Origin of the sequence: Pseudomonas sp. So3.2b (genome assembly GCF_019464415.1) — a bacterium.
Taxonomy (GTDB): domain Bacteria; phylum Pseudomonadota; class Gammaproteobacteria; order Pseudomonadales; family Pseudomonadaceae; genus Aquipseudomonas; species Aquipseudomonas shahriarae.
On record NZ_CP080494.1, the window covers coordinates 2,553,761 to 2,565,671 of the forward strand.

Below are 11,911 nucleotides of genomic sequence, written 5' to 3' on the forward strand. Positions count from 1 at the left end.
TGCCGCCAGTGTGCTGATGCTCAGCGGTTTGCCGCGGTGGCGCCGGTGCGGGGCGGGAAATACACGGGGTAGTAGGAGAAGAGCACATATTCGAGCGGGTTGCGGATCAGGGAAATACCCGTGCGGTCCTTGACCGTGTCCACGCTGTCGTATTGGGCGTAGGTGTCACTCACCAGTTTTGGGCCTTTCTGCGTCCCATGCATCTGGATGCCGGTCTTGAACTCGGCGGTGACCAGCTCGGGGCTTGGGGTCACGGTCACGGTGCCCACGAAGGCCTTTACCGGCTTGTTGATCAGCCGCTGGAACTCGGCGGCGAAGGAGTTCTCGGCGCCATTGCCGGAGTAGCAGACAAGCAAGCGAACGTTGTCGAACTGGCTGGGATCAATGCCTTTGGCGAGCAAGTGGGCATGCAGTTGCTCGGCGGTATGCTCAGCACCGTCATACAGGATGGTCGAGCTTTTACCGGACAGTTGTTCCCTGAAGCTGAGGTCGCGACCATGAGCGTTGATGTTGAGCCGAGGTTTGCCTTTGTATTCATCTTCAAAGCTGAACAGGTTGCCTTTGATCAGTTGCATCTTTTGCATGTTGCCCTTCATCACGATCAGGCGCCGGACCTTTTCGCCATTCGGCGCCTCGATGATGCTGTTGTGGCTGCCACTGCGCAGCGCTGCCTGGGTCACCTCCGGCGTCGGTGGGGGATCGACCGGCCTGCGTGAGGAGCGTGCTCGAGAGTGGGTCACCAGCATTGCAAAGTTGAGCAGCAAATCCGCCATGGCCGTTTCTTTGTCCGGCGTGGCGTTGTCCGCCAGCGTTTGCAGGTCGCTGAGAATGCCCTGGAACTGCAGCGCCGTGCCAATGGCAGCGCCGGGGCCGCGCAGGGCCGGCAGTACCGCGTTGAGCAACAGATAGCCGCCTTCCTTGAGCGTTGCCCAGCGGCTTTCGGCGTCGGAGACAGATTGTTGTTCGGCCATGCTGATCACGCCCTGGGCATTGGCGTCGTACAGGTGGTTCATCAATTGCCCGGTTTGCAGTTTGGCCTTCAGGGCATCGGCAGCGGCATAGCCGCCCACCGCCAGTGTGGGCGCAGCGGGAACGGTTTCTCCGTCGCCCACGCCAAACAGGCTGGTGGTCTGGGTGGAGGGCTCCTTGAAACTCCATGCCTTGTAGTAGTCGCGGGTCGCGTTGTCGGGAAACCAGGCCAGGATGTCGTTTTGCAGGCGCCCCGGTTGCTGGATGGCCTCCAGCAAGGCCTGGCGGGTGGGGAATTGCAGCAGCGGTGCGTCGGCGATCAATGGGCGGTAGAGAATATGCGGGCCGCCGCTGCTGTCCTCGGGTTCGATCAGGTACATGTTGTCGACCACCTCGGGTGTGGCGCCTGGCCCGGCAATGAACGCCAGCGGGCGGACGACGATCTCTTTGCCATCGACGGTCTGCGCACCGGGTTGCGGGTTGATGGCCGCCTGCACGTAGCGCAACCCTGTGGTATCGACCCCCGATTGTTTGTTAACCGCCAGCTCCAGGGCCTTGATCTGCAGTTCCACGGGGACTTGCTGGGCAAACAGGGACTGGCGTTGGGCTTTTTTGACGGGATCGTCCAGCAGTTCGCGTTTGAGCAGCTCGGGGTAGCTTTTACCCACGTCGACCTTCTCGATCAGTTTCTGCAGTTCGCCATCCTTTTCCAGCTCCGGAACCCGCGTGTTACCCGGTTTGAGATAAACCTCCACGTCGCGGCTGGGCAGCCCCGACAGGTTTTTCAGGAGCACATCGGTCATGCTCATGCGTTCGCGATGGAGACTGCCGCTGACCACCCCACCTGGCGAGTTGCCGCCGACGGGCACCTTGAACACCACCTCCAGGTTTTTCGCCGGGTGGCTCACCGCCTTCAGTTGATCGAAAGCCTGTTCGGCAAAGGGCCGGATATCCGGGATATCGCTGTTGTAGGTCCGCCCTTTATTGCGCTGGGTGATACTCGCCAGTTGCAGGCTCAGTTCACGCAAGACAACACGTTCGGCCTCGGTGGCGTTACTGACCCAACTGGGCATCTTGCGTGAAGGCTGATCCAGTGTGTCCAGGTTCAGCCAGCTGGGGTCGGGAGCAAGGCTGTTATCCAGACGCTGAGTGATCACCGTCTCGGCCTGGGTCTGGAAAGCATTGCCGTCGACCTTACGCAAGGTGTTGAGAAGCCGTTGTTCAGGGGCCTGCGCTTTGAGCTGTCGCTCCCGTGCCGCGTTGAACGCCGCGTAGGAGTCATAGGGGGTGACTTTGCCGCTGGGTTCGCACAGCAGCAGAATCGTGCGCTCGCCGACATGGCGCTGAATCAGCAGGTTGGCTGAAGTGGACTCTATCGCGCCCTGGTTGGGCTCTGAAATGCTGCCGAGGTTGAATACCGTCACCTCGGCACTGTCGTTGGAGCTTGGGCGCGTCGATCCGTTGGGGTAGCGCACCACCAGGTCCAGGGTTTCGCGCTGCAGATCGTCCAGGCCCGGCTGCTTGAGTAGGGCCAGTCGCAGGTTGTCCCGTAACAGGTTACTGATCAGTGTCCGGCGACTGCCGGCAAACGGGCTGAGGCTTGCACGGGTGGGGGCGCCGAAGGCGGGCTGGTCCCAATAGTTGGATACGTCGGTTGTCAACGCCTGCGCCAGTTGGCCTGGCAGCGCACGGAATGCGCTTTGGATCGCCCCCATGTCAACGGCGAGTGGGGTGTCCGGGGTGTTGCCGGTATGGGTCAGGACGTCTGGGCGGGTGTCGACCAGTTTGCTGTTGGCGGGCAAGTCGGGGACCGCACCGTCTACCAGGTATTCCAGGGCCAGCGTCGTCAGCGGCTTGCGTTTGAACTGACCCGGGTTGTCCGGGTCGGGCTGGGCCAAGTCGACCTGATTGATGTCGAAGTCCAGCCCGGGTGATGCACTCTTTATGGCGTCCGTCAGCAGCCGTCCCACGACCGCTTGCAAACCGGGCTCGCCGGCAAACTGTTGCCTGGCAATCTCGGCGGTCGGGGAGCGGCGGGGAGGGATGGTGATGGGTTTATCGGCGGCAGCTTGCTGATCGAGTTGTTGTTTGACGACCAGTTGGTTTTGCTTGACCTCCCGTGATCGCGGGTCGTGCGCAGCGTTGGTCAACGCGCTGAAACCGTTGCGATTGAGGGCCGAGCTCTGCTTGAGCACGCCTTGCAGGCTGGGATCCGCTGGCGGCTCGCCATAGAAACTCAGAACCTGGCCCAGGCTTGCGGTTTCAACGTTGAAGCACGGTACGAGCGCCCCGGTTCCGGCACTCAGTTTTTTCGCCAGCGCCACTATGGCCGGGGCCACCTGCGCCCAGCCTGACGAGTCATCGTGCGTGAACATCTTGGGCGGCGCATCGGAGCCTTTGGGGCTGCGGACCAGCAGGTTGCCGGTGGTCGGGTCCACCCTGAGGTTGGCAACGACCAGGTTGTTTTTTTCGACGAAATCCAAAAAAGCCTCACTGGAGAGGGCTTCGTTAAATGCCTTGAATGTTTGGGCCAGTGTCGAAAGGGGCGACAGTTCCAGAAACAGGCGCCTGGCAGGGGGCAGGGCAGCAGCGGGGCGCGTTTCTTTGCGCAGCGTCAGCAGGGCTGTCGCGGTGTTCTGCGCCAACTCCCGGTCAGCCTCATCAACCTGCGCGGACGGCGTTTGCTCAAGAGGCACTGAGGCGGGTTCTTTGGCGAGGACCTCTGCGGTTTGGCGTTGCTGTTCGACGATATGTGCAGCTTGCAGGCTATTGGTGTTTGCCGGCAGGAGGGAGGGAAACGATTGCTGGGTCAGCAACTGCTCGATTGAGGCTGACCGCTGGCTTTTGGTGCTGTAGGCGTCATGGCCGTAGAAGTCGCCGATCAGCGCCAGCGGAGCACTGTGTTCCCCGGTATGCGCGAAGGAGTGCTCAGCGCTGGGTTCCAGTGCTCTTGCTGCAGCGGCAACGTCTGCGGATGCCGCTTCCCACCCGGGGGTGTATTTCGAGAAGTGGCCAGACGCACCGCGAATTTCGAAGTCCAGCGACGCTGAGCTGGGGGTCCAGGTAAAGTTTTGCGTATTGATGGTGTTGTTTTTGGCAAATGTTGCAAAAGGCTCTGCTTTCAAGGCGTCGTTGAATTTTTTCCAGGCCCTGCCGAATGTGGAGTAGGGCGGGATGTTGTTAACGGTCATTTTGCTCGGGTCGAAGTCTGCAGCAGGCTCGTTGGATGTCTCGTGAAAGGCCAGGGTCAGGGCGTACTGTTTCGCCAGTTCGCGGTCACTGTCTTGCACAAGTTGCCGGGCATTCTCCAGTTCGTGGGCAGTCACATCCACGGGGTCGCGCCGGGATCGACTTGACGTGCGGGCTGCGCCCGATTCCGGCGGGGGTTCTGCGAAGGAGCGTGTGGCATTGGAAAAACTAGGTAGGCGTGATTCGATAGAATTCATGGACACGTCCTTGGAAAGAAGGGGGAGATGATTCTTTGAACGCAGTGATTCAGCGGCCAGGGCAATGACTGGGTGATGAGCGACAAGCATCAGTTCCGCTGCAGGTTGTAAGCGCCTTCAAGTGCGATCCACAGGGGCTGGTTTACGGCGTGTGGGCGGCCTACAGTGGCGCGACTTGCCTGGATCGCTGTGACATCTAGAAATCACTTAACCCGTGGAGCTTTGTATGCCGGCCACTCGCTTGACCCTGATTGCCCACGCCAGCACCCAGGCCCGCAAACGCTCGCGTTTTGCCTTGGATGAACCGTTGGAGACGGAGGAGCAGCAGATGCCGTTGGCCCAGGCAAAGCGCTTCAAGCGCGCCCCCCGTTTGCTGTGCGGCCCCGAGCTGCGCGCCCGGCAGACGGCCCTGCTGTTTGGCGAGCACCCGCAGGTAGACGAGGCCCTGCGCGACTGTGATTTCGGGCGATGGCGAGGGCAGCGCCTGGATGAGATAGAGCAAGCCGAACCCGAGGCTTTGCAGGCCTGGTTGACGGACAGCACGGCCGCTCCCCATGGCGGCGAATCCGTTGCACAAGTGTGTGAACGGGTCGGGCAGTGGCTGCACACCCTGGAGCAGATCCCGGGCCATGTCGTGGCGGTGACCCACCCCTTTGTGATCCGCGCCGCGTTGCTCTACGTCATGCAAGGCCCGCTGGCTATGTTCAACCGGATAGATGTGGAGCCGTTGTCCTCCACCGAACTGCGTTTCAACGGTGTGTGGCGCCTGCGCCTGGAAACACGCGAGACCTGAGCCGCGCGAACATGGCAAAATCGCAGCCCCGCACTGAGAACCCCTTCATGAAAAAGATCCTGATCATCGGCATTGGCGCCGGCAACCCCGACTACATCACGATGCAGGCGGTGAAGGCGCTTAACCGCACCGACGTGTTTTTCCTGATGGACAAGGGCCAGAGCAAGGACAAGCTGATCGACCTGCGCCGGGAAATCTGCCAGACCTATATCGACGCCGACCGCACCTATCGCTTTGTCGAAGCCGACTGCCCCGAGCGTGTGCGTGGCGAGGTCGACTACACCACGGCCGTGCAGGATCTGAATCGCGACAAGCAACAGACGTTCGAGCGCATGATCAACCAGGAAATGGCCGACGGCGAAGTGGGCGCTTTCCTGGCCTGGGGCGACCCGGCGTTGTACGACAGCACCATCCGCATCCTGCAGGCGATCCTGGCCAGTGGCGGCAGTGAGTTTGAGTTCGAGGTTATCCCCGGGATTACCAGCGTCCAGGCCCTGGCGGCCCAGCACAAAGTGCCGTTGAACCGCATTGGCCGGTCCATCGAGATCACCACCGGGCGCCGGCTCGCGGCGGGGCAGGCCAGCGATGCCGATACCCTGGTGGTGATGCTCGACGCCGAGGACTCCTACCGCAGCGTCGCGGACCAGGACCTGGAGATTTACTGGGGCGCGTACCTGGGCACGCCGGATGAAATCCTGATCAGCGGCAAGGTGGCCGAGGTGGCCGAGGAAATCGAGCGCGTGCGCAAGGCGGCGCGCCAGGCCAATGGCTGGATCATGGATACCTACCTGCTACGCAAGCCGTAGGGGGGAATGCAATAAACAAAGTGGGAGCGGGTTTGCCCGCGATGGCGGCGTGTCAGTCAGCCTATGTATTGGCTGATACACCGCGATCGCGGGCAAACCCGCTCCCACATTGGATGTGTGGTGCTTAGGGGGATGTCACTTGCCGCTGGTGATCTGCCTGACCAGCAGCCCATGCCCGGTCACATCCTCGGCCCGGGAAATAGCCTGGATCACCAGCAACCGGTTGCCGGAGCCTGCGAGGAAGGTCGAGTTCAAGGTCTTGCCGCCGCCCATGGTGGCCGTGCCATCAATCTGGCGCAGGCCCACGCCTTTGATCAGCAGTTTCTTCTGCGCCAGTTTCTTGTAGTCCGGCAGGCTGGTGCCGACGTCCTTGAGGAAACCCTCGACCGCGCTGTCGAGAAACAGCGGTTCGTCGTCCTTCAAGTCGATCCCGTCATTGCGCAGGGTCTGGGCCACCACCACCACGCTTTTTGAGGCCTGGTTGATATACATCGTGCCGTTGGCGCCAGCGGTGCCCTGGGCTTGCGCGCCGGCAGGCAGGGCGTCGGCGACATAGCCCTTGGGCAGGGTGAAGGTGAATTTGCCGTCCAGGGTCGAGACGATCTGGAAGTCGTCCGGCGGCGCGGCGGCCGGCTTGGCTGCCGCGAACAGCGGGCTGGCGCCCAGGCTGACGGTCAGCGCCAGGGCCAGGCGGGTGGCGATTTTGCTGAGGGTGAGCATGAGGTCTTCCAATGGATGAACGAAATTGCGCCATATTCTGTCAGAAAATTCGCAATTTCGTTCGGATCCATCCTCAGACCTTTGCGGACTCCTCTTCGAGGCGGTCCATTTCAAACAACCGCGCCAGTTCCGCACGGGCTTCCTGGGCCGACTGCATCACCTTGGCCGCGTCGTCGTACACCGCGTGCTGGGCCGCCAGCAATTGCAGGTCGTGGTGCTTGAAGCGGTTGATCCGCGCATCGGCCTGGGTCTCGCTCAGGCCCAGGCCGACCAGGGTGCGGCGGCTCATTTCCAGGCTGGAATAGAAGGTTTCGCGCACCGGTGACGCGTCCAGGTCCACCAGGCGGTGTACGTGCTGGCGGTTACGGGCGCGGGCGATGATCTTCATGTGCGGGTACAGATTGCGCACCAGCTCGGCGGTCTTGATGTTGATTTCCGGATCATCCATGGCAATCACGAAGTACTCGGCCTGGTCGACCTTGGCCGCGTGCAGGATCTCTGGGCGCTGGGGATCGCCGTAGAACACCGGCATGCCGCCGAAACTGCGGGTCAGATCGATGGTTTCCACCGAGGTGTCGAGGGCGATAAACGAAATGTTCTGCGCCCGCAGGATCCGCGCCACGATCTGCCCCATCCGGCCCATCCCGGCGATCACCACGCGCGGCGCATCGCTCTCGATCGCGCGGTATTCTTCCGGCACGTCCACCGGCTTGGTCTTGGGCCGGAACAGCTTCGGGCACAGCAATAGCAGGAGCGGGGTGAGGGCCATGGACAGGGTGATGGTCAGTACCAGCACATCGTACAGGTGCGGGGCAAACAGGCCCTGGTCGCGGCCGATCTTGAACACCACAAAGGCAAACTCACCGCCGGCCGCCAGGACCACGCCCAGGCGCACCGCGCTCTCGCGGTTCAACTCGCCGACCATCTGCCCGACTGCGTACAGCAGCGGCAACTTGATGGCGATCAGCAGCAGGGTCAGGCCCAGCACCACGAAGGGCGTGCTGAACAACAGGCCGATATTGGCGCCCATGCCCACGCTGATAAAGAACAACCCCAGCAGCAGGCCCTTGAACGGTTCGATCTGCGATTCCAGTTCGTGGCGGTATTCTGAGTCGGCCAGCAGCAGGCCGGCGAGGAATGCGCCGAGGGCCATGGACACGCCCACCAGCTCCATCAGCCAGGCGGTGCCGATCACCACCAGCAGCGCGGTGGCGGTGGACACTTCGCGCAGGCCGGTCTTGGCGACAATACGAAACACCGGCCGCAACAGGTAGCGACCGCCGATGATCACCACGGCGATGCTGCCCAGTACCTGCAAACCGTGGTTCAGGTCCTGGGCGGCAGTGGTGGTGTGGTCGCTGCCGGCCAGCAGCGGCACCATGGCGATCAGCGGGATTGCCGCGATGTCCTGGAACAGCAGGATCGCAAAGGCCAGGCGCCCGTGGGGGCTGTTCAGTTCCTTGCGTTCGGCCAGGCTTTGCAGGCCGAAGGCGGTGGAGGACAGCGCCAGGCCCAGGCCCAGCACAATCGCGCTATTCCACGACTGACCAAAGGCCCAGAGCGCTACTGCACCTATCACCATCGCGGTCAGCAGCACCTGCGCCAGGCCCACGCCAAACACCGCCTTGCGCATCACCCACAGGCGTTTTGGCGACAGTTCCAGGCCGATGATGAACAGCAACAACACCACCCCCAGCTCGGAGAACTGCGCGACACTTTGCGGATTGCCCACCAGCCCCAGCACCGAGGGGCCGATGATCACACCGGCGAACAGATAGCCCAGCACCGCGCCCAATTGCAGGCGCTTGGCCAGAGGCACGGTCAGCACCGCCGCCAACAGGAAAACTACGGCCGCTTGTAACAGGTTGCCTTCATGGGGCATCGCTTACTCCAGAATCTTTGAGGCGAATCGACAGGGCGCTATTAGAGCGCGCTTTTACGCTGTTGAATCTGAATTTTTGCCAAGGCACGACGCATTGCGCCAGCGCCTGTTGAGCCAGGAAAGCCTGGCCAAGGCATTAGATATCAACCAGGCGGCGGTTTCCAAGATGGAGCGTCGTACCGATAGGTACATCAGCACCTTGCGCAACTACATCCGGGCTATGGGTGGGGAGCTGGAGATTGTGGCGACGTTCCCGGACGGGCAGGTCAAGATCGACAACTTCGCCACCTATTGTGCTGGATGCAGTCCTTTACAGGGCCAGGTCCTGCGCCAATTCTTGTTACTATCGCCCTGCGTTTTCACCAGGAGCCAACGCCTCATGCAACACCAGTGGGATGAAATGCACCGCACCCGCAAGCCCTCGTTCGTGCTGTGCGGCGAGCCCCAGGGGCAGGTGCTCAATCTCTATGTCCATGGTTATTCTGCGTTTTTCAACCAGCAACAACTGGCCAGTTTCCAGGCGCAGCTGGCGGGGATCGAGGGTTCGACCAACCTGATGCTGTTCTGGCCGGCCGGGCATTTCCTGGAAAACCTCTTCGCCCCCTTCAAGGACATCATTACCTCGATGCTCGGCGGCGGCAGCCTGGGCGCGGCGACCGTGGGTCTGGGCAAGGCGGTGGGTTATTTTCTCGATCACTACAAAAGTGTCGAGGCGCGGGTGGACGAGGTGGCCAGGACGCTGTTGGCGGAGCTGGCCAACTACCTGCACGCCGAGTCGATCGAGGTCCGTCAGATCAACTTGATCGGCCACTCCCTGGGCGCACGCCTGCTGGTCAAGAGCCTGTTGGCCAGCCCGGAGCTGGCCCGGGAACTGCCCCTCAATCACCTGTTGTTGATGGGCGGAGCGATTTGCACGTCCAGCCCCTGGGAGCAGGTGTCGGCACCGCTCAAGGGGCGCGTGATCAATTGCCACTCCAGCAAGGACTGGGCCCTGGCGCTCAAGCCGGATACCGAGCGCTGTATTGGCCGCTATGCCATCCCCCTGACGCCATCCCTCAAGGGCAAAGTGACCAATGTGCATCTGGTCACGTTCGACCACGCTGCCTACTGGCCGCAGTTGCAGACCGTGGTGCAGTACACCGACTTGCTGCAAGAGCGCCGGGGCATGATCCGTGCGGACCAGCGCAGTGCCGAAGTGCGCTTTGCCGAAGAGGATGTGGACCTGTATCCGGTGCTGCTCCAGGCCCGGGCGCCAGAGTTGCAGTTCCTCGCCGAGCTGATGGCCGCCAAGCGCAGTGCGACCATCGCTGCGGATGTGCGCGACCCACTGCAGTTGGCCATCGAGTTGCAGCGCATGGGCGGTGACAGCTTTATGAACCTGGCCCGTGGGCACGGCGTGAGTTACCGCCAATTGGCCCAGGACGTGGCCCTGCGCGTCGGTATCAAGTTTGACCAGCCCATCGACAGCGTGGCCCTGGTGAGCCTGGAAGAGCGGGTCGCCGAGACCCTGATCGAACAGTACAAGGACAAGCTCAGCCTGGCCGACCGCCAGGTGTTCGAGGCCGAACTCCGGGCCGCCGCGCAAAAGGAACAGGGGTTTTTCCACCGTTTCGATGTCGGCCGCTCGGCCACCACCGCCTTGAGCGGAACGGCGCTGGCCGGGTTGACCGGGTTTATCCTGCGGCGCGGTGCGGCCACGGCGATTCCGGTGGTGGGGCAGGCGCTGGCGGCGGCCATGCTGCTGGTGAGCGGGGTACGGGCGTTTTCCGGGCCGGCGTATTCCATCACGACCCTGGCGGTGCTGGTGCTGGGGGTGATTCGCCAGCGCATGGAGCGCGAGGCGTTGAATCAGGAAATGGACCTGGTGGTGCAGGTGGTCGAGGCGCTTGATCTGCCCCGGGAAACGCTGATGCGCACGGTCTCGCCTGACTGCTAAGCTGCGTCCTTGTCTTGTGTGTCTGCCGGGTACCCCGCGTGAAATTCAGCCTGCCGAAAATTGCGACCGCCCCGTTTTGCCCTCCGGAAGTGGCGGGCACCATCCCCGTCGATCCCCGTGCGCCGTTTTTCAAACGGGTGCTGCAGTTTGCCGGTCCCGGCCTGCTGATTTCCATCGGCTACATGGACCCCGGCAACTGGGCCACGGCCATCGAGGCCGGGTCGCGCTATGGCTATAACCTGCTGTTTGTGGTGTTGCTCGCCAGCCTGGCCGGGATGGCGGTGCAGTGCCTGTGTTCGCGGCTGGGCATCGCCACCGGCAAGGACCTGGCGCAGCTGTGCCGCGAGCGCTACAGCCGGCGTTCAGCGCGCACGCAATGGGTGCTGGCGGAAATCTCGATTATCGCCACCGACCTGGCCGAAGTCCTCGGCTGCGCCCTGGCATTCCACCTGTTGCTGGGGGTATCGCTGACCACCGGTATTGTCATTACCGCGTTTGACACGCTGCTGATCCTGGCCCTGCAAAACCGCGGCTTCCGGCGCCTGGAAGCGATCATGCTGGCGCTGGTGGCGACCATCGGTGTGTGTTTCTTTGTCGAACTGGTGTTGATCAAGCCCTATTGGCCGGATGTCATGCGTGGCTTCACGCCGTCGCTCTCGGCGATCAGCGATGCGGCGCCGTTGTACCTGGCCATCGGCATCCTCGGGGCCACCGTGATGCCACATAACCTGTATCTGCACACGTCCATCGTGCAAACCCGCCTGTTCGGCAAAGACCTGGCCAGCCGCCAGGACGCGGTCAAGCTGGCGCGTATCGACACCATCGGTTCCCTGGCCCTGGCCTTGCTGGTCAACTCGGCGATCCTGGTGCTGGCCGCCGCGGCATTCCACCAGAGCGGTCATACCGAGGTCGTGGAAATCCAGGACGCCTACCATCTGCTGGACCCGCTGGTGGGCGGCGCCTTTGCCAGTATCCTGTTCGGCATTGCCTTGCTGGCGTCCGGGCAAAGCTCGACCTTCACCGGCACCATCGCCGGCCAGGTGATCATGGAGGGTTACCTCAACCTGCGCATTCCTTGCTGGCAACGCCGCCTGATCACCCGTGGCCTGGCGCTGATCCCGGCGTTTCTCGGGGTGTGGTTGATGGGCGATGATGCCATTGGCAAGTTGCTGATCCTCAGCCAGGTGGTGCTCAGCCTGCAGTTGCCCTTTGCCCTGTACCCGTTGATCCGCATGACCGGCGACCGGCAATTGATGGGGCCGTTCGTCAATCGCCTGCCCACCAGGATCCTGGCCTGGAGCCTGTTTAGTGTGATCAGCGGCGCCAACGCCTGGCTGATCGGCCAGTGGCTGTTCTGAG

At 62.4% G+C, this 11,911-nt stretch carries 7 protein-coding genes and 1 pseudogene; 5 read left to right on the forward strand and 3 right to left on the reverse strand.

All coding sequences use genetic code 11. From position 1 onward, the window contains the following. Positions 1–20 precede the first annotated feature (20 nt). Complete coding sequence (locus K1X80_RS11410; RefSeq protein ID WP_220172902.1) at positions 21–4,301, reverse strand: hypothetical protein; 4,281 nt, start codon at positions 4,299–4,301, stop codon at positions 21–23. 340 nt (positions 4,302–4,641) lie between these two features. On the opposite strand from K1X80_RS11410, the gene K1X80_RS11415 reads away from it, so the two are divergent. Then, positions 4,642–5,208 (forward strand): histidine phosphatase family protein, encoded by a 567-nt coding sequence (locus K1X80_RS11415; RefSeq protein ID WP_128593409.1) that lies wholly within the window; start codon positions 4,642–4,644, stop codon positions 5,206–5,208. Between the two features lie 47 nt (positions 5,209–5,255). Continuing rightward, positions 5,256–6,014, forward strand: coding sequence for a precorrin-6A synthase (deacetylating) (gene cobF / locus K1X80_RS11420; RefSeq protein ID WP_057959189.1), 759 nt, complete (start codon positions 5,256–5,258; stop codon positions 6,012–6,014). A gap of 135 nt (positions 6,015–6,149) precedes the next feature. Here the strand turns inward: cobF and K1X80_RS11425 are convergent, their stop codons facing one another. Then, on the reverse strand, positions 6,150–6,734 hold the full coding sequence (locus tag K1X80_RS11425; RefSeq protein ID WP_057439079.1) for a hypothetical protein: 585 nt from the start codon (positions 6,732–6,734) through the stop codon (positions 6,150–6,152). 73 nt (positions 6,735–6,807) lie between these two features. Further along, positions 6,808–8,616 (reverse strand): monovalent cation:proton antiporter-2 (CPA2) family protein, encoded by a 1,809-nt coding sequence (locus K1X80_RS11430; RefSeq protein WP_057959191.1) that lies wholly within the window; start codon positions 8,614–8,616, stop codon positions 6,808–6,810. Between the two features lie 106 nt (positions 8,617–8,722). Here K1X80_RS11430 and K1X80_RS28530 point away from each other — a divergent pair. The 3 genes and pseudogenes from K1X80_RS28530 to K1X80_RS11445 form a co-directional block, all read left to right on the forward strand. Further along, positions 8,723–8,902: pseudogene (locus K1X80_RS28530) on the forward strand (XRE family transcriptional regulator); the annotation flags it as partial. Between the two features lie 93 nt (positions 8,903–8,995). After that, complete coding sequence (locus K1X80_RS11440; protein ID WP_115127944.1) at positions 8,996–10,552, forward strand: DUF726 domain-containing protein; 1,557 nt, start codon at positions 8,996–8,998, stop codon at positions 10,550–10,552. Between the two features lie 38 nt (positions 10,553–10,590). Further along, on the forward strand, positions 10,591–11,910 hold the full coding sequence (locus K1X80_RS11445; protein ID WP_057444760.1) for an Nramp family divalent metal transporter: 1,320 nt from the start codon (positions 10,591–10,593) through the stop codon (positions 11,908–11,910). Position 11,911: the final 1 nt, after the last annotated feature.

What these genes read in the sequence shown, in the direction of transcription:
- K1X80_RS11430 (WP_057959191.1), bottom strand. Translation starts at nt 8,616, where the DNA reads ATGCCCCATGAAGGCAACCTGTTACAAGCGGCCGTAGTTTTCCTGTTG.
- K1X80_RS11440 (WP_115127944.1), top strand. Translation starts at nt 8,996, where the DNA reads ATGCAACACCAGTGGGATGAAATGCACCGCACCCGCAAGCCCTCGTTC.
- K1X80_RS11415 (WP_128593409.1), top strand. Translation starts at nt 4,642, where the DNA reads ATGCCGGCCACTCGCTTGACCCTGATTGCCCACGCCAGCACCCAGGCC.
- cobF (WP_057959189.1), top strand. Translation starts at nt 5,256, where the DNA reads ATGAAAAAGATCCTGATCATCGGCATTGGCGCCGGCAACCCCGACTAC.
- K1X80_RS11425 (WP_057439079.1), bottom strand. Translation starts at nt 6,734, where the DNA reads ATGCTCACCCTCAGCAAAATCGCCACCCGCCTGGCCCTGGCGCTGACC.